The organism is Falsiroseomonas sp. E2-1-a4, assembly GCF_051433165.1.
Classification (GTDB): domain Bacteria; phylum Pseudomonadota; class Alphaproteobacteria; order Acetobacterales; family Acetobacteraceae; genus Falsiroseomonas.
In genome coordinates, this window is sequence record NZ_JBHMFS010000006.1 from 186549 (window position 1) to 206821 (window position 20273).

The following is a 20273-nucleotide window of genomic DNA, read 5'->3' on the forward strand; positions in this document are numbered from 1 at the left end:
CAGGCGGCACGCAGCATGTCGGCAGAAAACGACGCCACCATCCGCCAGCTGCCTCCCGGTCGCGCCGGGCCGCCGCCGCGTGTGGAATGGGGCCGGGTGCCGCCGCCGCCGAAGCCGGCGGCCCGCCCGGCCTGGCCCTGGGTGGCGCTCGGCCTGAGTGGGGTGGTGGTGGCGGGGCTGGGCGGCTGGTGGCTGGCGCTGGCGCCGCTGCGGGTGGCGCCGGTGGCCGAGGTGCCCGTCGCCGTGGTGGCGCCGGCGCCGCAGCCCGTTCCACCGCCGCAACCCGCGCCGGCGCCGGAGCCGGTTGCCCTGGCCGTCCCCTCCCGCCTCGCGGCGCTGCCGCCGCTGATGGAGGAGGCGGCGATCCGGGACCATCGCGCGGACCAGCCCCGGCTGATCCGCTACGCCGGCAACCCCGCCATCTTCCTGATCGACTACCCGACGCTCGCAGCCCAGGGCGCGGCGTTGAACCGGGTGGCGGCGCTGGTGGAAAAGGCCGGGCTGCCGCGCGACCGGGTGCTGACGGAGGCCGAGATGGCCGAGGCCATCGCCCGCACCGGCGAGAGCGCCGCCACCTTCTATTTCGGCCACAACTACCGCGGCACCGATCTGGCACGCTTCTTCGCGCTGGCGGCGCGCGACGGGCTGGCGCTGTCGCCGGCGGAGGAGTGGCTGCGCGCGCAATACGGGCGGGCGCGCGACCTGGTACCGGCGGGGCAGGAGATCGTGCTGCTTTCGCTCGCCGCGCCGGGGGCGGAGATGGATGAAGCCGGGCGCGCCACCATCCTGCACCATGAACTCAGCCATGGCCGCTTCGGCACCGATGCCGCCTATGCCGCGCATATCCGCGGGGTCTGGACCACGCGCTTCACCGAGGCCGATCGCGCCGCCTTCCGCGCCTTCCTTGGCCGCGAGGGCTACGACACGGGCATCGAGGAGCTGATGATCGACGAGGCGCAGGCCTATCTGCTGCACACGCCGGACCCGCGCTTCTTCACCGCCGCCCATCTCGGCGTGGCGGAGGCGGAACTGGCGCGGCTGCGGGCGCTGATGCGCGAGGGTATGCCTCCGTGACCGCTACCGCTGCGCCACCGTCTCAAGCAGCACGGCACGGGCGCTGACGCGGATGCCCTGGGCGCGGGCGTCGCGCAGCGCGGCGGCGAGCGCCGGGATGTAGTCATCCAGCGGCTCCACCACCGGGCGGGGTTGCGGAAACAGCGGGCGCTCCGAGGCGAAGACGATGATCATGTCGGTGCCGAAGGGCTCGTCCACCTCCCATCCGGCGAAATTCGGGCCGGGTTCGCCGAGACGCAGCCGGGCGCCGGCGGCCTGCGGCTCCGACGGCACCAGGTGGACGATCTCGTTCGATTTCATCAGGTAGCTGACATAGAGCTGCCCGGCGCGTGGCGGCATCTGCACATCGAGCCGCAGCAGGTCGCCACGTTGCAGCGGCATGGTGCCGGCGATGGAGACCAGCGGCGCCTCGCCGGGTGAGGCGGCGACCTGGCGGATGGTGTCGATGGCGCCGCAATAGGGGCCTTCGAAGCTTTGCAGGCGCAGCGTGGTGGCGGCTTCGGGCACGCCGCGCCCAGCCAGCACGCGCCGCATCTCGGCCTCTCCGCCACGGCGCAGGATGCCTTGGATGGTGAGGCTGGTCTCGGTGGCGCTGGCGTCCAGCAGGCTGCATGGCGCGGCGGCAGCCGCGGCGGTGGCGGCGGCGCGCAGATCGGGGCGCGGCGGGGGCGTTGGCGTCGGCGCGGGCGCAGGAGCTGGCGCGGGAGTCGGCGCGGGCGCAGGGGCTGGCGCGGGAGTCGGCGTCGGGGCTTGTGCCGGTGCGGGTATTGGGGTGGGCGCAGGCGTCGGGGCTGGTGTGGGCGTCGGAGTCGGCACAGGCGCCGGCGTCGGCACAGGCGCCGGAGTGGGCGCGGGCACGGGGGTCGGCACGGTGGTCGGACCTGGCGCGGGCGTGGGCGCGGGGCTTGGTGCCGGCTGCGGCGGATCAGGGGTCGGGCGAGGCTGTGGCGGCGCCGGCGGGATCGGCGCCGGGGCCGAACCCTGGGACTGGGCCAACTGGTCCGGCGGAATCGCGGGCGGATCCTGCCGGGTCGCGAAATACCCCGCAGCGCCGGCCGCCAGCAGCGCCACGCCGCCCAGCAGCGCCCATTTCAGCCCGCCGCCCGAGGATCTGGCAGGCGGCGCGGGCGCGGCAGGGGGCGGGGCCGTGGGCGCGCGCGTGGCGGTCGCCACCATCGTCGCATCATCCAGCCCGGGCAGCTTGCCGGCCCCGGCAAAACCCATCCCCGCCGGCTCCGCCGTGTCGCCCGCCTGGCGGATCGCCTCGGCGAAGGCGCTTGCGGTGGGGAAGCGGTCATCGGGGCGCTTGGCCAAGGCGCGCGCCACCACCGCGTCGAAGCCGCGCGGTGCGCTGACGGCCAATTGGCTCGGCGGCGGCGGTTCGGTGTTCAGCACGCGGTGCATCAGCGCGCTGTAGCCGCCATCGAAGGGCTTCTCGCCGGTCAGCAACTGGTACAGCAGCACGCCGGCGGCCCAGATATCGGCGCGGGCATCCACCGGTTCCCCGCGCAACTGCTCGGGGGCCATGTAGCTCGGCGTGCCCATCACGGTGCCGACCTGGGTCATGGTCGAGCTTTCGATCCGGGCGATGCCGAAATCCGCGATCTTCACCTGCGGGCCGGATGGATCGTCCGCCGTCAGCATGATGTTGGCCGGCTTGATGTCCCGGTGCACCACGCCGCGGCCATGCGAATAGGCCAGCGCGCCGAGGATCTGGTCCATCAGCCGGACCACTTGCGCCACCGGCATACGTTCCCCGCGGTCCATCACGCCTTTCAGCGTGCCGCCCTCGACCAGCTCCATGACGATCCAGGCGGTGTCGGCGTTCTCGCCATAGTCGAAGACGGCGACGATGTTGGGGTGGGACAGGCGCCCCGCGGCCTGTGCCTCGCGCCGGAAGCGAGCATGGGCCTCCCGCGCCTCCGCATCGTCGCCGGCGGGCAGGCGCACCAGCTTTACCGCGACGCGTCGTTCGATCATGCGGTCGAAGGCGTCGATCACGGTGCCCATGGCACCAGCGCCGAGCGTGCCGCGCGCCTCGTACTTGCCCGTCAGCTCGCTCGGCAGCATCAGCCGCAATCTCCCTGTCGCCGCCGCCCATGCCGGCTCCCTGCCGGAACCATAAGACGGGCCGCGCCTTGCAGGAAGCGTTAGACCAACGGTCGCTGTCAGCAACTCGTTGGTTTTTGCCTTCTTTCATGCGCCGGGCACGGCCTTCGGCTGCTGGGCTACGCGCTACAAGGCGCGGCGGCCATTCGGCCGCTCACCCGCTTTCGGCGGGCGCCGGGCAACAGTCAGACCACGCCGTCGCCGCGGCTCAGCACAACGTCGCAGTGTGTCAGGTTCGGCATCTCGGCCGCCGTCACCGGGGTCAGCACGCCCTGGCGCTCGATGCGCTGGCAGCGGAAGCCGAGCGATACGATCCAGTTCGCCAGCTCCGCCACATCGCCGCGGGCGGCCAGCATGGCGGGCGACCATTCCATCACCACCACCAGCTTCGGCGAGCGTTCCATGATCTGCTGCGCGCCGAGCAGGACCAGCCCCTCCGTGCCTTCCGAATCCATCCGCAGCAGGTCGAGCACCGGCACATCGGCCAGCGCATCGTCCAAGCGGGTGGCGGGGACGGCGAAGCTCTCGGTGTAGCTCGCCGCCGCCAAAGCAATCGCCAGATGCGCGCTGCCGGCCTGGGACGGGTCGGCGGCGAAATGCACATCGCCGGGGGCGTGCAGCACCGCCACCTCGCGCAGCGTCACCCGATCCATGAATCGGTTGCTGGCCAGGGTGTTGCGCAGCAGGGGCAGAACCTTGGGATAGGGCTCGAAGGCATGGATGTGGCCGGTGGGGCCCACCGCCTCCGCCATCACCAGCGTGTGGAAGCCGAGGCTGGCGCCGACCTCCGCCACCTGCATCCCGGGCTTCAGGACACGGCGCAGCACCGCCTCCACATGCGGCTCCCACGTCCCGCTCAGGATGATCTCCGGCGTCATTCCGGCATCACCGCCAGGAAGGAAGATCTTGCGGCCGAAGTGGGTGAGGCCCAAACCCACCCCATTGCCCAGATAATACCAGTCGCTCCGACGGCGGAGCCGCGCACGCAGCAGGGAAAGCAACTTGTCGAGCATGGAGCCCCGTCCTGGTTCGGACCCCCATCGCACCCAGCCCGGCGGGATGCAACCGTTGCGCGAGGTTACGATCGAGCGGTTGGGCTCGGCCGGGGATGGCGTGGCGGAGACGCCGGAAGGCTCGCTTTTCGTGGCCGGGACCCTGCCGGGCGAACGCATCACCGCGCGCCCCGTCGGCAAGCGCGGCGAGGGCCAGGCGGCGGATGCGGTGGAGATCCTGGCGGCCAGCCCGGATCGTGTGGTGCCCCCCTGCCCGCATTTCCTGACCGAATGCGGCGCCTGCGCGCTGCAGCATTGGGCGATGCCCGCCTATGCCGCATGGAAACGCGCTCGGCTGGTGGAGGCGCTGGAGCGGGCGGGACAGCCTGGGGTCGCGGTGGCGGAGATGGTGATCGCGGCGCCGAATACCCGCCGCCGCGCCGACCTGGCGCTGAAGCGGCTGCAGGGCGGCGCGATGGCGCTGGGCTTCCATCAGCGCGGCAGCGCCGCGGTGGCGGACCTGTCCACCTGCCATGTGCTGGACCCGGCGCTGGTGGCGCTGTTCCGGCCGCTGCGCGAGTTGCTGCGGCGGATGCCGGCGCTGAAGCGGGAAGGCTCGGCGGTGCTGAACCTGCTGGATAGCGGGCCGGACCTGCTGCTGCGGACGGATGGTCCGATCGATGCCTCCCAGCGCGCCATGCTGGCCGCCTTCGGCACCACGCATGGCATTCCGCGCGTTGCCTGGGCGCTGAAGGACGGCGTGGTGGAGAATGCGGCGCAGGCCGGGCCGGTGTTCCTGAACCTGTCCGGCGTGCGGGTGGCGCCGGCGCCGGGCGCCTTCCTGCAGGCGGCGCCGGAGGGGGAGGCGGCGATCATCGCGGCGGTGTTGGCAGGGCTTGCGTCGCAAAAGCTGCCGGTGCGGGCGCGCATCGCGGATCTCTATGCCGGCATCGGCACCCTGTCCTTCCCGCTTTCCGCCCGGGGCCGCGTCGCGGCCTATGAGGGGGATGCGGCGGCTGTCGCCACGCTGGATGCGGCGGCGCGCAAGGCCGGCGGCCAGGTGGAGGCGATTCGCCGCGACCTCGCCTATCGCCCGCTGCTGCCGGCCGAACTGAACCGCTTCGGCGCGGTGGTGCTGGACCCGCCCTATAATGGCGCGGTGGAGCAGGTGGCGCAGATCACCCGCAGCACGGTGGCGGTTGTGATCTATGTTTCCTGCAACCCGGTGGCGCTGGCGCGCGATGCGGCTTCGCTGGTGAAAGCCGGGTTCAAGGTGACCTCCGCCGTGCCGGTGGACCAGTTCCGCTGGTCGCCCCATCTGGAATCGGTGGTCAGCTTCCGGCGCTGATCCAGGCACGCTCACGAAAGATCGTTGCGCTGGGCGGGCGGTGGGGGCTTGCAACGCCTCCCCCGCATCCAAACTGACGGCCTGGACGAAGCGGGAGACTTCCATGGACCGACGCCATCTGATTATGGGCGCCGCCGGCGCACTGGCCGCCCCGGCGCTACTGCGTGGCGCTCCGGCCTCGGCACAGGGCACCCCGGCGCAGGGCGCCCCGGCCCCGGCGCAGCCAGCCCCGCTGGTCCAGGCGCCGGGCTTTTTCCGCACCCGCATTGGCGCCCGCACCGTGACCATGCTGCATGATGGCAGCCGCGCCGTTCCGCTGGCGCAGGGCCTGGTGCCCGCCACGCCGCTGGCGGAGGTGCAGCGCGTGCTGGCCGAGAGCTTCCTGCCCACCGATACCTTCCGAATCCCCTTCACCCTGACCTGCCTGGAGACGCCGAACGGCCTGGTGCTGTTCGATACCGGCAATGGCGCGCAGCCGGCGGGGTCGCCGGTTGGCCTGCTCGGCGCCAATATGCGGGCGGCAGGGCTGGACCCGGCGCGCGTGACCACCCTGGTGTTCAGCCATTTCCACGGCGACCATGTGAACGGCCTGCTGAACGCCGATGGCAGCGCCGCCTTCCCGAACGCGGAAATCGTGGTACCGGAGGCTGAATGGGCCTGGTGGAACGACACCGGCAATGAGGGCCGCACGCCGCAGGGCCAGCGCGGCAATTTCGCCAATGTGGCGCGGCGCTTCGCACCCTATCGGGGCAAGGTGCGGCAGATCGCCGGTGGGGCGGAGCCGGCACCGGGTGTCACCGCCATCGCCGCGCATGGCCATACGCCGGGGCACACCATCTATCGGATCGCCGATGGCGCGGACCAGATGATCTTCCTGGCGGATCTGACCAACCGTCCCGAGCTGTTCGCCCGCCGGCCGGATTTCCACCTGTCCTTCGATTTCGACGGCGCGGCCGCGGAGGCCACGCGGCGGCGGGTGCTGGACATGGTGGCGACCGACCGCATCCGGATCAGCGGCTACCACTTCCCCTTCCCCGCCATCGGCCACATGGCGAAGGAAGGCCAGGGCTACCGCTTCGTGCCCGCCGATTGGGCCGCTTCCATCTGAGGGAGATGACCGTGATCGATCGCCGCACCCTGCTGGCCGCCGGCACCGCCGCCGTGCTCGCCCCTGCCCTGCCCGCCGCCGCCCAGACCCCCGCCATCACCCCCGCATTCCGCCATGTGATGGTGGGCGGGCTGCGCGCCACCGTGGTGAATGACGGTGCCGCAACCCGGCCCGATGTGACCCAGGGCTTCGTCGTGAACGCCCAGCCCGCGCAGATTTCAGCCGCGCTGGAGGCAGCGGGCCAGCCGGGCCCGGCGCTGGTGAACCCCTACAACGTCACCATCATCCGCACTCCCGCTGGGCTGGTGGCGCTGGATGTCGGCACCGGCGCGACGCCGGCGCTGATGGTCAACATGCGCAACGCCGGGCTGGACCCGGCGGAGGTGGTGCTGATCGCCCATACGCATTTCCATGGCGACCATATCGGTGGACTGCTGGCCGCCGATGGCAGCGCCGCCTTCCCGAATGCGCGCATCGCCGTGCCGGAGGGCGAGTGGAATTTCTGGATGGATGCGGGCGAGGAAGCCCGCGCCACCCCGGCCCGCCGCCCCGGCTTCGCCAATGCCCGCCGCCGCTTCGTTCCCTATGAGGGCCGGATCACCCGTTTCGCGCCGGGGGCGCAGGTGGCGCCGGGCATCACTGCGGTCGCCACGCATGGGCATTCGCCGGGCCATGTCTCCTTCCTGGTGGCGGATGGGGCGGCGCAGTTGATGGTGATCGGTGATGCCATCACCACGCCGGCGCTGTTCCTGCCGAATCCGGACTGGTACCCGATCTTCGACATGGATCCGGCCATGGCGGTGGCGACCCGCAAGCGGCTTCTGGACCAGCTGGCGACCGACCGGATCGCGGTGGTGGGCTACCATTTCCCGATGCCGGCAACCGGGATCGTGGAGCGCGCCGGCACCGGCTACCGGCTGGCGCCGCTGGCCTGAGCAGGCGCCAGCGTCGTTTCCGATGCGTCAGGCGATTCCGCCTGACCTGAAAATGCCTCAGCGCCCCAGGGCGTCCGGATTGACGCAGGCGCCCTCGGGCAGCGCCTCCCCGCGCAGCGCGGCCAGGACATGGATGGCGGCGGCTTTGGCGGTGGCGCTGCGGGCCACGGTGGTGGCCGCACCCATATGCGGGCTGAGCACGGTGTTCGGCGCGCCGACCAGCGGGTTGCTGCCCGGCGGCGGCGGCTCGCTTGACAGCACGTCGAGTCCGGCGCCGTAGATGCGGCCCTCGCGCAGCACCTCGGCCAGGGCGGCCTCATCGATCAGCCCGCCGCGGCCGGTGTTCACCAGGATCGCCTCCGGCCCCAGCAGCGCCAATTCGGCGGGGCCGATCATCTGGCGGGTCGCCGCGCTGAGCGGCGCGTGCAGCGAGACCACGTCGGACTGCGCCAGTAGCGCATGCAGCGACGGCGCCGCGGTGACCGGCGCGATATTGCCGTGCCGCGCCAGATTGGGGCTGTAGGCGCAGACCTTCATGCCGATCGCCAGCGCCATCCGCGCCAGGCCCTGCGCGATGCGCCCATAGCCGACCAGGCCGAGCCGCCTGCCATGCAGCTCCAGCCCGATGCGGGTGCGTTCCCAGCCGCCGGCCTGGGTCGCGGCGTTGTGCCGGGGGATGTTGCGGGCCACGGCCAGGATCAGGCCGAGGCTGTATTCCGCCACGGATTGCGCGTTGGCGCCCACCGCCGTCAGCACCGGAATGCCGCGCGCCGTGGCGGCGGGCACGTCGATCAGGTCGTAGCCGACCGCGGCGCGGGAGATCACCCGCAGTGTCGGGCAGCTTGCGATGGCGGCGCCGCCAATCGGCAGGAAGCGGGAGATCACGCCCTGCACCAGCTGGGTCGCCAGCTTCCGCTCCAGCTCCGCCCTGCCGCCTTCCGCGGTGACGAAATCCACCTGGCAGCCGGCTTCTTCCAGCAACGACAGGCCGGCGGGTTCGAGGCGCGGGGCGGTGACCAGGACATGAAAGCTCATGAAATGGGAATCGCCCAGCCGGACCGGTGGGTCAATACGCTGCCGCAGCCGAACCCGGCCCTGTCGCGCTGCGTTCCGGAAGCCCGCCAGACAGCAGGGTCGGGCGGCCGCGAAGGGAGGCTGACATCATGGCAAAGCAGCAGGCGAACCAGGACAAATCCAGCGGTGCCGAGGGACAGAAGGGCGTGTCACAGGAAACCGTGGGCGCGGGCAAGGACAAGGACCCGAACAACTTCGCCAACGACCCGGAGCGCGCGGCGGAAGCCGGCCGCAAGGGCGGGCAGTCCCGCAAGGGCTGACCTGTCGCGCCAGTCGTCTCACTGGTCGGACGCTGCGGCCGCCCGCGCCTGGGCCGCGGATCGGTCACGATCCGCGGGACGTGGTTTAACCGCGGCGCTTGAAGGTCAGCACCAGCACGTCACGCCAGGCCGGCCGCGCCGGATCATGCGGCGTCACCGGGGTGACGCCGTGCAGGATGCGGCGGTCATCTAGCAGCACGGCGTCCAGCGGATCGGTCAGGGTGAAGGCGCCGAGGCGGCGGCCCTCGGGGGCGGCGATTTCGGTGACGCCCTCATCCACGTTTTCGCGGCGGATCAGCAGGACCAGCACCCAATCCACACCATCCCGGTGCATGCCTTCCGGCGTCGGGCGGCCGACAGAATCGGGGGCGGCCTCGATGCGGAACTGGTGGGCCTCCACATGCCAGTCGCGGCCCGGATCGGCGCGGTCGAAGGCTTGGCGCGCCCATTCGGCGAGGCCGGCGAAGGCGGCACCCTGGGTGATGGCGGGGGGGATGGCCTCGAAATGGCGCTGCACGCCGCCATTCAGCGGGTTGTGATCCACCGCCTGGAAATGCGGCGCATCCGCCTCCCGCACCAGGCCCGGCGTGCCGGCGCGGGCGGAGAGCACGGCGTGACGGCGGCGGCGGTAGCGGCCGCCATCGGCCATGTGCTGGTCCCGCGCCATGCCATCCCAGCTTGCGGCTAAGGCGGCGAAATCAGCGAGGGCGGCAGCCGGGATCTGCGCCGCGGTCTCGGCGGCATACAGATGGATGAAACCCTCCTCGACCAGCGGAGGCAGCAGCTCGGTCGCGGGATCGGTGCTCATGCGGTGATGCTAGGCGCGTCTTCGGTCAGGAGCGATGCGCGAAAACTTCATCCCGGCTCTGCATCGGTGGCCTGTCAGACGTGGAAGCTCTCGCCGCAGCCGCAGCGGCCCTTCTCATTCGGATTGGTGAAGGTGAAGCCGGCGGACATGGCCTTCACCTCGTAATCCATGACGGTGCCGATCAGGAACAGGGTGGCCTTGCGGTCCACGACCACGGTCACGCCCTTGTCGGTCACGACCTCATCCCCCGGACCCGGGCCATCGACCCAGGTCAGGTCATAGGCCATGCCGGAGCAGCCCTTGGTCTTCACCGCCACGCGCAGCGTCTTGCCTTCCTCGCCGGCGGCGTACAGGGCGCGCAGGCGCTCGGCGGCGGCGTCCGACAGGCCCATCAGCGGCGGCAGGGCGCGGCGCGGGCGGGCTTCGGTGGTGGTGCTCATGCCGTGGGCCTCCCTTAGTACATGTTCAACGCGAGCCGCGCGTCTTCGCTCATCCGGCTCTGGTCCCAGGGCGGATCCCAGACGACCTCGACGGTGACGTCGGTGACGCCCGGCACGGCGCGCACCGCTTCTTCCGCCTGCGCCGGCAATTCCTGCGCCGAGGGGCAGGACGGGGTGGTGAGCGTCATCTCCACCTTCACATGGCCGTCATCGCCAATCTCAACGGCGTAGATCAGGCCGAGTTCGTAGATATCGACCGGGATCTCCGGGTCGAAGACGGTCTTGAGGACGGAGACCACCGCATCCTCATTCACCCGCACCGGCGGCTCCGTGCCACCGTCCGGGGTCCAGGCACCGTGGATGGGTGCTGTCGGGGTTTCACTCACTGCTCGCCTCCTTCGCGCCGCCATCCAGCGCCGCGTTCAGCGTGTGCCAAGCCAGCGTCGCGCATTTCACGCGGCTCGGAAAGTCATGCACGCCGGAGAGCGGGGCGAGGCGTTCCATGTCTTCCGCGATGTCGCCGCCGCAATCCGGGCAGACGCCGGTCATGGCCAATGCCCTGAAATTCTCCCCCATCTGCCGCGCCTGCGCCTGGGTCTTGCCCCTGACCGTATCGGTCATGAGGGAGGCGCTGGCCATGGAAATGGCGCAGCCGCGACCCTGGAACGCCGCATCCTGGATATGGCCATCCGGGGCGAGTTTTACGAACAATTCCATCCGGTCGCCGCACATCGGGTTGTCCCCGCGCGCGGTGCGATCCGCATCATCCAGCCGCTTGAAATTCCGCGGCTTGCGGCCGTGATCGAGGATGACTTCCTGGTACAGGTCACGCAGGTCGTCGAACAAGCCGCCACTCATCGGAAGAACTCCCGCGCCTGGTGCAGCGCATCGGCCAGCAGATCGACCTCCGCCGGCGTGGTGTAGAGGCCGAAGGAGGCGCGGCAGGTGCTTTCCACATCGAAGCGCGCATGCAGCGGCTCCGCGCAATGGCGCCCGGAGCGGACGGCGATGCCGGCGCGGTCCAGCAGCGTCGCCACGTCATGCGCATGGGCCGTGTCGATCGCGAAGGCGAAGACGCCGCCACGGTCCTGCGCGCGGCCAAGCAGGGTCACGCCCTCGATCTGCGGCAGGCGGGCCATGGCGCGATCGACCAGGGCGCGCTCATGCGCCTCAATGGCCGGCATGCCGATGGCGGTGACATAGTCGATGGCGGCGTGCAGGCCGATCGCCTCGATGATCGGCGGCGTGCCGGCCTCGAACTTTGCGGGATAGGGCGCCCAGACCGAACGCTCGAAGGACACTTCCGCGATCATGTCGCCGCCGCCGAGGAAGGGGGGCATCGCCTCCTGCAAGGCGCCCTTGGCGTAGAGCACGCCGATGCCGGTCGGGCCGTATAGCTTGTGCCCCGTGAAGACGTAGAAATCCGCGTCGATCTCGCGCACATCGACGCGGCGATGCACGGCGGCCTGGCTGCCATCGAACAGCACCTTCGCACCCGCCTCATGCGCCATGCGCGCAATCTGCGCGGCCGGCGTCACGGTGCCGAGCACGTTGGACATATGCGTCACCGCCACCAGACCGACCTTGCCATCGGCCAGCTTGGCCGCGAGGTCGTCGAGGTCCAGCTCGCCGCTATCGGTGATGCGGCACACCCGCAGTTCGATGCCGACGGCGTCGCGCGCCATCTGCCAGGGCACGATATTGGCGTGGTGCTCCATCTCGGAAATCACCACGGCCTGCCCCGGCTTCATCACGCCGCGGCCGTAGCTGTATGCAACGAGGTTGATGGCGTTGGTGCTGCTGCCGGTGAAGATGATTTCGCGCGCATCGCCGGCGTTCAGGAAACGCGCGACGGCGCCGCGCGCGGCCTCAAAAGCTTCCGTGGCCTGCTCGCTCATGTGATAGGCGCCACGATGGACGTTGGCGTAGGCCGTCTCCATCATCCGCACCATCGCGCCGATCACCTGGCGCGGCTTCTGGGCGGAGGCGCCGCTGTCGAGGAAGGTGAAGGGTTTGCCGCGCACCTTCTCCGACAGGATTGGGAAATCTGCCCGCACCGCATCCAGGTTCAGCATCGGTGCGACATGTCCGTCCATCACGCGACCTCAATCCCACCCTTGATGCCCTGGCGCTGCCACCAGCCGGTGACGGCGCGCGACAGCGCATTGCGGATCGCCTCATCCTCAACCGCTTCCACCGCTTCCGTCAGGAAGGCCTCGACCAGGATGGCCCTGGCCTGTTCCAGCGGGATGCCGCGGGAGCGCAGGAAGAAGATCTGCTCGGCGTCCAATTCGCCCACCGTGGCGCCGTGGCTGCACTTCACGTCATCGGCGTAAATCTCAAGCTGCGGCTTGCTGTCGATCTCGGCTTCGGGGGACAACAGCAGCGCCTGATTCATCTGGTAGCCATCGGTCTTCTGCGCCACCTGGCGGACCAGGATCTTGCCCTGAAACACGCCACGCGACTTGCCCGACAGCACCGTCTTGTAGGTCTGCCGCGACGAGCAGTTGGGCGCCGCGTGGTCCAGCGACGTGGTGGTGTCCGCATGCTGGCCATCGGCCAGAAGCTGCACGCCGTTCATGTGGCACTCGGCCTTGGGGCCGCACAACGCCACATGAATCTCGTTGCGTGCCAGTCGCGCACCGCCATTCATGGTGAAGTTGTCGTAGGTGCCGCCGGCCTGAACGCGGGCATAGACGGTGGACAGGAAGAAGGCATCGCGGCCTTCCTGCTGCAGCCGCCCGTGATTCATTCGCGCGCCTTCCGCCACCTCGATCTCGAAGACCGGGTTGTGCAGGTAGCGCGCGGTGGCGGGGCCGGACGCGGTCTCGACCAGGGTCAGCGAGGCGTTGGCGCTGAGCCGCACCAGATGGCGCGGGTGGAAGGCGGGCGCGCGTTCGCTTTCGGTGGCGAAGGAGAACAGCTCCAGCACGCCGGCCTCGACACCCTCCGGTACCGTCACCACCAGGCCGTCCTCGAACAGCATGCCATTCAGCGCGGCCAGCGCCTGTTCCTCCGGCCGCACCAGCGCGCCGAGGCGGGATTCGAGGCGCGGCAGCGCGGCGGCCAAATTCTCCACCGCATAGGCCAGTCCAGCCAGCGCCGAGAGGTCCGCGCGGAAGCGGCCATCGATGAAGACGGCGCGCGGGTTCTCCGCCGGCGGCAGGGCCAGCGCATCATCCACTCCGGTCAGCGGCTCGCCGAAGACGCTGGCATTGACCGCGGCGAGGTCGGTGTATTTCCAGGCCTCGACGCGCCGCGTCGGGAAGCCCTGCGCGCGGAAGGCGGCGGCGCTGCGGTCGCGCAGCGCCTCCACCCAGGGAAGCTGCGCGCCGGGCAGCCGCCCGCGCAGCCCTTCGTGCCGGCCGAGGAAGGCGGCGGGGCCGGTGCTGCTGATCGCCGTCATGCCGCGGCCGCCTCGATGGCGCCGTAGCCGGAAGCTTCCAGTTCCTGCGCCAGTTCCGGCCCACCGGACTTCACGATGCGGCCGGCGGACAGCACATGCACGCGGTCCGGCACGATGTGGTTCAGCAGGCGCTGGTAATGGGTGATGACGAGCGCAGAGAAGTCCGGCCCGCGCAGGCTGTTCACCGTATCCGACACCAACTTCAGCGCATCGATGTCGAGGCCGCTATCGGTCTCGTCCAGCAGCGCCAGCTTCGGCGTCAGCAGCGCCATCTGCAGCATCTCGTTGCGCTTCTTCTCGCCGCCGGAGAAGCCGACATTCACCGGGCGCTTCAGCATGTCGTCCGACATGTTCAGCACCTTCATGCGGGCGCGCGCCAGCTTGAGGAACTGGATGGCGTCGATCTCCGCCTCGCCCTTCGCGCGACGCACCGCGTTCAGCGCCGTGCGCAGGAAGTTGGCATTGCCCACGCCCGGCAATTCCACCGGCGCCTGGAAGGCCAGGAACACGCCGGCCACGGCGCGCTCCTCCGGCTCCATCGCCAGCAGGTCGAGGTCGCCGAAGGTGACGGAGCCTTCCGTCACCTCATAGCCCTCGCGCCCCGCGAGCACGTAGCTCAGCGTGGATTTGCCGGAGCCGTTGGGGCCCATGATGGCGTGGATTTCGCCCGACGGGATGGTCAGGTTCAACCCATTCAGGATCTGCTTGCCGTCGACCGTGGCGTGCAGGTTTTCAATTTTCAACATGATTAGCCCACCGAACCTTCAAGACTGATCTGCAGCAGCTTCTGCGCTTCCACGGCGAATTCCATCGGCAGCTCCTTCAGCACCTCGCGGCAGAAACCGTTGACGATCATGCCAACCGCATCTTCCTGCGTCAGGCCGCGGGAGCGGCAGTAGAACAGCTGGTCCTCGGCGATGCGGCTGGTGGTGGCTTCGTGCTCCACCTTCGCCGTCATGCAGCGATTCTCGATATACGGCACGGTATGCGCCCCGCACTGGTCACCGATCAGCAAACTGTCGCACTGCGTGAAGTTGCGCGCGCCGGACGCCTTCGGGCTGATCTTCACCAGGCCGCGATAGGTGTTCTGCCCAAAGCCGGCGCTGATGCCCTTGCTCACGATCGTGCTGCGCGTGCGCTGGCCGATGTGAAACATCTTCGTGCCGGTATCGGCCTGCTGATGGTTGTTGGTGATGGCGACGGAGTAGAACTCGCCAACGCTGTCATCGCCGATCAACAGGCAGGACGGGTACTTCCAGGTGATGGCTGAACCGGTCTCCACCTGCGTCCAGGACACCTTGCTGCGCTTGCCACGGCAGGCGGCGCGCTTGGTGACGAAGTTGTAGATGCCGCCCTTGCCATCCGCATCGCCCGGATACCAGTTCTGGACGGTGCTGTACTTGATGCTGGCGTCATCAAGCGCCACCAGCTCCACCACCGCCGCATGCAGCTGGTTCTCATCCCGCATCGGCGCCGTGCAGCCTTCCAGGTAGCTGACCGTGCTGCCCTCATCGGCGATGATCAGCGTGCGTTCGAACTGCCCCGTGCTCTTCGCATTGATGCGGAAGTAGGTGGACAACTCCATCGGGCACCGAACGCCCTTTGGAATATAGACGAAGCTGCCATCGGTGAAGACGGCGCTGTTCAGCGCGGCATAGTAGTTGTCGCCCTGCGGCACGACGGAGCCGAGATACTGCTTGATCAGCTCGGGATGCGTCTGCACCGCTTCGCTGATCGCACAGAAGATGATGCCGTCCTTCGCCAGGCGCTCCTTGTAGGAGGTGGCGACGGAAACGCTGTCAAACACCGCATCGACGGCGATAGGCATGCGCCCGCTGTCGGAGGGGCTGTCGCCCGCGCCTTCGACGCCGGCCAGAATCGCCTGCTCCTTCAGCGGAATACCGAGCTTGGCGTAGGTCTTCAGCAGTTCCGGATCGACCTCATCCAGCGACTTCGGGCCCTGCTTCGGCGCGGCGTAGTAGAAGGCGTCCTGGAAATCGATCGGCGGATGCTTCACGGCGGCCCAGTGCGGTACTTCCATGGTCAGCCAATGGCGATAGGCCTTCAGCCGCCAGTCGAGCAGCCAGGCGGGCTCCTTCTTCTTCGCACTGATGAAGCGAACGATATCCTCGTTCAGCCCCTTGGGCGCGAAGTCCATCTCGATATCGGTCTCGAAGCCCCACTTGTACCCGCCGTCATTGACGGCCTGGACGGCTTCGATGGTCTCGGTGACGGCTGCCATAGCGGCTGATCCTACTCGGCGACGAGAACGGGCTGCAGTGCGGCAGCCTGACGGGGTACGGGCGGGGAGGCGATTTCGCTGACCATGATGGCCGAGAGCGCACCGCGAATGGCGGCATTCACCGGGTCCCAGCGGCCGCGGACGGGGCAGGTATTCTCGGCCTCACACAGGCCGAAGCCGCCATCGACACAGGCGGTCAGGGCGATCGGGCCATCCACCGCCACGATCACTTCGGACAGGCCGAGGGAGGCGAGCGGGCGCAGCAGGCGGTAGCCGCCGCGGGCACCGCGCAGCCCCTCGACAAGACCTGCCTGGGACAGCATCTTCAACACCTTGGCGACCGTGGGCTCGGCAATGCCGGTGCCGGCGGCGAGTCCAGGTGCGGTCTGCACCCCACCCTCTGCCTCCAGCCGGGACAGTACCACCACGGCGTAGTCGGTGAATTTCGAGACCCGCAACACCCGGCGGAAACTCCCTTGCCCTGTTGAAAGGGGACCCATTGGGTCCGGATTGCAGATGCGCCCGCCCCCCCTGACTGTCAAGGCGGGGGCGGCTTGCGGCGGGGGGATTCGGGCGGCACGATCCGGGCTTCGCAGACTGGGATACCGAAGCCATGCCGATGCTGCAGACCGACGATGGGGTGAGCCTGCATTACGAGGAGGCCGGCAGCGGCACGCCCATGGTCTTCGTGCATGAATATGCCGGCGACCATCGGTCCTGGGAGGCGCAGCTGCGCTTCTTCTCCCGCCGCTATCGCTGCATCACCTATGCCGCCCGGGGGTATACGCCATCCGAAGTGCCGTCGGACCCGACGAAGTACAGCCAGGACCGGGCGACGGATGACATCGCCGCCGTCATCAAGGCGCTGGGCCTCGGGCCGAGCCATGTAGTGGGACTGTCCATGGGCGGCTTCGCCACGCTGCATATGGGGCTGCGGCACCCCGGCTTGGCCCGCAGCCTGGTCGCAGCCGGCGTCGGCTATGGCGCCGCGCCGGGCAAGACCGCGCAGTTCCATGCGGAGACGGACGCCGCCATCGCCCGCATCCGGGCAGAGGGGATGGACAAATTCGGCCTGACCTACAGCCGCGGCCCGACCCGCCTGGTGTTCGAGGAGAAGGATCCGCGCGGCTATGCCGAGTTCCAGGCGCAGCTTTGCGAGCACAGCACCGAGGGCTCCGCGCTGACCATGAACGGCGTGCAGCGCCGCCGGCCCAGCCTCTTCGACCTGGAGGCGCAGTTCCGGGCGATGACGGTGCCGACGCTGGTGATCGCGGGCGATGAGGACGACCCGACGCTGGAGGCCAGCATATACCTGAAGCGCACCATTAATAGCAGCGCGCTGCTGGTCATGCCGAAATGCGGTCACACCATGAATTTGGAGGACCCGGACGCCTTCAACCGCGCGGTGCTGGACTTCGTGACCCAGGTGGATTGCGGCCGCTGGACCAACCGCATCCCGGCCAGCCTGGCCGGCGGCATCATCGCGGCGGCGGAGAAGTAGCGGCCCTAGGCCTGGCGCAACCCCTCAACGCGGCGGAGCTGATAGGCCTCGATCGCCCGCGCCATGGGCAGGCGCGGGTCGAAGCGAAGATGAGTGAGGGAGACGTAAGCCGCATGGCCCGTCTCATCCACCCCGAAATCGAGCTTGCAGACGATGCCGCCCTCGTCGCCCGCGTAGCTGATCGCCACGATGCGGCAGGTGGGGGCGAGCTTCATCTTCGGGCTTTGCTGCCGGAGCATGGCGAGCAGCTCCGGCGTCGGCCGCGCCGGCAGCGGCAGCGCGGCCTCGATCTGCGCCTGCAGCCGGCCGGTGGCTTCGCTATCGTCGATCACCCCGGCCGGCCCTTTGCTCTCAGATCTGCACGCGGCCGGCGGCGGCGGCGGCGAGGGGTTCCTTCCAGATCACCTCAGCCGGCGTCACTTCCTTGGACAGGCGGTTCATGCCGCGCAGCTGGTCGATGGCGAGCTGGATGTTGCTGACGCTATCGGGCGTCAGGTTCATCTTGTACTCGACCTTGGTCATCAGCTCCGCGATGAAGGCACGGTCCTGGCGCAGGAACCGGGCAACCTGGGCGGCGGCCTCGGTGGGGTTCGAGGCGATGTATTCCTGCGCCTGGATCAGCGACCGCATCAGGCGTGTCGTCGCCTCCATGTTCGACTGCGCCCAGCCCTTGTTCATGTAGACGAAGTTGCGGACGATCTGGATCTGCTCGTTGGAGACGAGGATCTTGGTGTTGGGGATGGCGCGCATGGCCCGCGTCGGCCACGGCTCCCACACCGCGAAGGCGTCGATATTGCCGCGCTCCAGCGCCGCCACCATCTCCGGCGCCTCGACATTGACGATTGTGTAGTCGGCCGGGTTCAGGTTGAGCTTGGAAACCACGGACAGCCAGAAGGTCTCGCTGCCGGTGCCGCGGGCGACGCCGACCTTCTTGCCCTTCAGGCCTTCCATATTCTCGATATTGCGGCCGAGCACGCTGATCCAGCGCAGCAGCGCGGTGCCCTCGGCCACCGCCACGACATTCGGATCCACCAGATGCGCGGAGACGCCGGCCTGTTCCGCGCCATAGGCGGAGTTGATCTGGTTGCCGATCAGGAAGGCGATCATGGCGGAGCCGGAGGGGCCGGTGTTGACCGTCACGTCCAGCCCGTTGCGGGTGAAGAAGCCACCCTCCCGCGCGACGTAGTAGGGCGCGAAGGACGGGTCCACGCCGGTGGCGATGGTCATCTTGATCGGCGCGTTCTGGGCGAAGGCGGGGGCGGCAAGCGCCGCGCCACCGGCGGCGAGAAGGGTTCGGCGAAGCATGTTCTTGTTCTCCCTGTTTGTCACATGGTCGGGTTGAAGCGGCCCGCAAAGGCGCGGATCAACAGGCGAAAGACGCGGTCCGTCGCGAAGCCGAGCAGGCCAAGCGAGATGAGGGCCACGAAGATGTCCTCCACCTGCATGAACAGCCGGGCATCCCACAGCATCTTGCCAAGGCCATCATTGCTGGCGACGAGCTCCGCCGCCACGATGGTGACAAAGGCATTCGCCATGGCCAGCCGCATGCCGGTGAGAATGTAGGGCACCGTCGCCGGCAAAGCGACGAGGGCGAAGACCTGCAGTTTGTTGGCGCCGAGGCACTGCGCCGCCCGGATCTTGTCGCGGCCCACGGCGCCGACGCCGGCCGCCGTGGCGATGATCACGACGAAGACGGTGGTATAGGCGATCAGGAAAATCTTGCTCTCCTCCCCGATGCCGAACCAGATCACGGAGACGGTGATCATCGCCACAGCGGGGATGAAGCGGAAGAATTCCGTCCAGGGCTCCAGCAGCAGCCGCACCGGCCGGAAGCTGCCGATCGCGAGGCCTACGGGGATGCCGATGGCGGAGCCGAGAAGGAAACCCTGGATGATGCGGCGCATCGAGGCCCAGACGGATTCCTGCAGCAGCCCTTCCTCCAGCAGCACCCAGCCACGCTCGAAGACCGGGAAGGGCGAGGGGAACAGCACGGAGCTGACCAGGTACTGCGACGCCAGGTGCCAGATCACGAACAGCAGCGCGAAGCCCAGCACATAGCCGATGACGGTGGCGGATCGGGTGTTCATCATCGCGCCGGTCATTGAGGATGGATCTCCGCATGAATCAGCTCATGCACCTGGCGGAAGCTGGCCATGAACCCGTCCGAGGTGCGTTCGCGCGGGTAGGGCAGGTCGATCGGCACCACCGCCTTCAGCGTGCCGCCCGGCCCGCGCTTCATCACGCCGACACGGGTGGCGAGCGCGCAGGCTTCCTCGATGTCATGGGTAATGAACAGCACCGTCTTGCGGTTCTCCGACCAGATACGGGACAATTCGCCCTGCAGCACGGCCCGCGTCATCGCATCCAGCGCGCCGAAGGGCTCGTCCATCAGCAGCATGCGCGGGTCGTTGGCCAGCGCGCGGGCAATCTGGATGCGCTGCTTCATGCCGCCCGAAAGCTCGGAGGGGTGCTTGGACCCCTGCCCGGTCAGGCCGACCATGTTGAGGAAGCGATCGGCAATGGCGCGCCGCTCGCTGCGGCCCATGCCGCGCAGGCGCAGACCGAAGGCGATGTTGTCGCGCGCCGTCAGCCAGTCATACAGGCTGTCATGGCCCTGGAAGACCACGCCGCGATCGGCGCCCGGGCCGCGGACGGGCTTGCCCTCCAGCCGGATCTGACCAGCGGTGGGTGTGTCGAACCCCGCCAGCATGTTCATCACCGTGGTCTTGCCGCAACCCGAGGTGCCGAGAAGGCAAAAAAACTCGCCTTCCGACAACTCCAGGTTGAAGTCGCGCACGGCCTCATAGGCGCCGGTGCGCCCGCGGAAGGTCATGCCGACCCCATCCAGCTCCACGAACCCCACCATGTCCCCCACTTGTATCCAGGCTTGAGTTTACGGCACCGCCGAGATGCGGCAACCCGGCTTCACGCCCCTTCGGCAGGGGATTAGAAGCGGGCTGCATGGATAGGAGGCAA

The 20273-nt window shown here is 69.1% G+C and carries 22 protein-coding genes; 6 read left to right on the forward strand and 16 right to left on the reverse strand.

Annotated features, from left to right (window positions below; all coding sequences use genetic code 11):
* Positions 1–15 precede the first annotated feature (15 nt).
* Complete coding sequence (locus ACFHNC_RS08995; RefSeq protein ID WP_437168888.1) at positions 16–1074, forward strand: hypothetical protein; 1059 nt, start codon at positions 16–18, stop codon at positions 1072–1074.
* A gap of 3 nt (positions 1075–1077) precedes the next feature.
* Here the strand turns inward: ACFHNC_RS08995 and ACFHNC_RS09000 are convergent, their stop codons facing one another.
* Together ACFHNC_RS09000 and ACFHNC_RS09005 are read right to left on the reverse strand one after the other, a co-directional pair.
* On the reverse strand, positions 1078–3144 hold the full coding sequence (locus ACFHNC_RS09000; protein WP_437168889.1) for a protein kinase domain-containing protein: 2067 nt from the start codon (positions 3142–3144) through the stop codon (positions 1078–1080).
* 224 nt (positions 3145–3368) lie between these two features.
* Positions 3369–4196 (reverse strand): FkbM family methyltransferase, encoded by an 828-nt coding sequence (locus tag ACFHNC_RS09005; protein ID WP_437168890.1) that lies wholly within the window; start codon positions 4194–4196, stop codon positions 3369–3371.
* Positions 4197–4242: 46 nt separating this feature from the next.
* Here ACFHNC_RS09005 and ACFHNC_RS09010 point away from each other — a divergent pair, with 46 nt between their 5' ends.
* The 3 genes from ACFHNC_RS09010 to ACFHNC_RS09020 all read left to right on the forward strand — a co-directional run bounded on the left by ACFHNC_RS09010 (position 4243) and on the right by ACFHNC_RS09020 (position 7566).
* Positions 4243–5523: a class I SAM-dependent RNA methyltransferase gene (locus ACFHNC_RS09010; RefSeq protein WP_437168941.1), complete on the forward strand. Its 1281-nt coding sequence runs from the start codon at positions 4243–4245 to the stop codon at positions 5521–5523.
* Positions 5524–5626: 103 nt separating this feature from the next.
* Positions 5627–6631, forward strand: a complete 1005-nt coding sequence (locus tag ACFHNC_RS09015; protein WP_437168891.1) for an MBL fold metallo-hydrolase — start codon at positions 5627–5629, stop codon at positions 6629–6631.
* A 5-nt stretch (positions 6632–6636) separates the two neighbouring features.
* Positions 6637–7566 (forward strand): MBL fold metallo-hydrolase, encoded by a 930-nt coding sequence (locus ACFHNC_RS09020; RefSeq protein WP_437168892.1) that lies wholly within the window; start codon positions 6637–6639, stop codon positions 7564–7566.
* 57 nt (positions 7567–7623) lie between these two features.
* Here ACFHNC_RS09020 and ACFHNC_RS09025 read toward each other — a convergent pair whose 3' ends face one another.
* A complete protein-coding gene (locus ACFHNC_RS09025) occupies positions 7624–8601 on the reverse strand; it encodes a hydroxyacid dehydrogenase (protein WP_437168893.1) in 978 nt (325 codons plus the stop codon).
* Between the two features lie 128 nt (positions 8602–8729).
* On the opposite strand from ACFHNC_RS09025, the gene ACFHNC_RS09030 reads away from it, so the two are divergent.
* Entirely contained in the window at positions 8730–8900 is a 171-nt protein-coding gene (locus tag ACFHNC_RS09030) for a KGG domain-containing protein (RefSeq protein WP_437168894.1), read from the forward strand.
* An 85-nt stretch (positions 8901–8985) separates the two neighbouring features.
* Here the strand turns inward: ACFHNC_RS09030 and ACFHNC_RS09035 are convergent, their stop codons facing one another.
* The 9 genes from ACFHNC_RS09035 to ACFHNC_RS09075 all read right to left on the reverse strand — a co-directional run bounded on the left by ACFHNC_RS09035 (position 8986) and on the right by ACFHNC_RS09075 (position 16257).
* Complete coding sequence (locus ACFHNC_RS09035; protein WP_437168895.1) at positions 8986–9708, reverse strand: 2OG-Fe dioxygenase family protein; 723 nt, start codon at positions 9706–9708, stop codon at positions 8986–8988.
* Positions 9709–9782: 74 nt separating this feature from the next.
* Positions 9783–10148 carry a HesB/IscA family protein gene (locus ACFHNC_RS09040; RefSeq protein WP_437168896.1) on the reverse strand — a complete coding sequence of 122 codons (366 nt, stop codon included), beginning with the start codon at positions 10146–10148 and terminating at the stop codon, positions 9783–9785.
* 14 nt (positions 10149–10162) lie between these two features.
* Entirely contained in the window at positions 10163–10558 is a 396-nt protein-coding gene (locus ACFHNC_RS09045) for an SUF system Fe-S cluster assembly protein (RefSeq protein ID WP_437168897.1), read from the reverse strand.
* Entirely contained in the window at positions 10527–11006 is a 480-nt protein-coding gene (sufU, locus tag ACFHNC_RS09050) for a Fe-S cluster assembly sulfur transfer protein SufU (RefSeq protein WP_437168898.1), read from the reverse strand. Before sufU ends, ACFHNC_RS09045 begins: the two co-directional genes overlap by 32 nt.
* Positions 11003–12244, reverse strand: a complete 1242-nt coding sequence (locus tag ACFHNC_RS09055; RefSeq protein WP_437168899.1) for an aminotransferase class V-fold PLP-dependent enzyme — start codon at positions 12242–12244, stop codon at positions 11003–11005. The genes sufU and ACFHNC_RS09055 overlap by 4 nt, the downstream gene beginning before the upstream one ends.
* Positions 12244–13554: a Fe-S cluster assembly protein SufD gene (sufD, locus tag ACFHNC_RS09060; protein WP_437168900.1), complete on the reverse strand. Its 1311-nt coding sequence runs from the start codon at positions 13552–13554 to the stop codon at positions 12244–12246. The genes ACFHNC_RS09055 and sufD overlap by 1 nt, the downstream gene beginning before the upstream one ends.
* A complete protein-coding gene (sufC, locus tag ACFHNC_RS09065) occupies positions 13551–14300 on the reverse strand; it encodes a Fe-S cluster assembly ATPase SufC (protein WP_437168901.1) in 750 nt (249 codons plus the stop codon). The genes sufD and sufC overlap by 4 nt, the downstream gene beginning before the upstream one ends.
* A gap of 2 nt (positions 14301–14302) precedes the next feature.
* Positions 14303–15796 (reverse strand): Fe-S cluster assembly protein SufB, encoded by a 1494-nt coding sequence (gene sufB / locus ACFHNC_RS09070; protein ID WP_437168902.1) that lies wholly within the window; start codon positions 15794–15796, stop codon positions 14303–14305.
* Positions 15797–15807: 11 nt separating this feature from the next.
* On the reverse strand, positions 15808–16257 hold the full coding sequence (locus ACFHNC_RS09075; protein ID WP_437168903.1) for an SUF system Fe-S cluster assembly regulator: 450 nt from the start codon (positions 16255–16257) through the stop codon (positions 15808–15810).
* A 152-nt stretch (positions 16258–16409) separates the two neighbouring features.
* Here ACFHNC_RS09075 and ACFHNC_RS09080 point away from each other — a divergent pair, with 152 nt between their 5' ends.
* A complete protein-coding gene (locus ACFHNC_RS09080; RefSeq protein WP_437168904.1) occupies positions 16410–17297 on the forward strand; it encodes an alpha/beta fold hydrolase in 888 nt (295 codons plus the stop codon).
* Positions 17298–17302: 5 nt separating this feature from the next.
* On the opposite strand, the gene ACFHNC_RS09085 is transcribed toward ACFHNC_RS09080, so the two are convergent.
* From ACFHNC_RS09085 to ACFHNC_RS09100, 4 genes are read right to left on the reverse strand one after another with little or no spacing between them, the layout of a single operon-like run.
* Positions 17303–17629, reverse strand: a complete 327-nt coding sequence (locus ACFHNC_RS09085) for a hypothetical protein (RefSeq protein WP_437168905.1) — start codon at positions 17627–17629, stop codon at positions 17303–17305.
* A 19-nt stretch (positions 17630–17648) separates the two neighbouring features.
* Positions 17649–18602 carry an ABC transporter substrate-binding protein gene (locus ACFHNC_RS09090; protein WP_437168906.1) on the reverse strand — a complete coding sequence of 318 codons (954 nt, stop codon included), beginning with the start codon at positions 18600–18602 and terminating at the stop codon, positions 17649–17651.
* Between the two features lie 20 nt (positions 18603–18622).
* Positions 18623–19399 carry an ABC transporter permease gene (locus ACFHNC_RS09095; RefSeq protein WP_437168907.1) on the reverse strand — a complete coding sequence of 259 codons (777 nt, stop codon included), beginning with the start codon at positions 19397–19399 and terminating at the stop codon, positions 18623–18625.
* Positions 19396–20163 carry an ABC transporter ATP-binding protein gene (locus ACFHNC_RS09100; RefSeq protein WP_437168908.1) on the reverse strand — a complete coding sequence of 256 codons (768 nt, stop codon included), beginning with the start codon at positions 20161–20163 and terminating at the stop codon, positions 19396–19398. Before ACFHNC_RS09100 ends, ACFHNC_RS09095 begins: the two co-directional genes overlap by 4 nt.
* Positions 20164–20273: the final 110 nt, after the last annotated feature.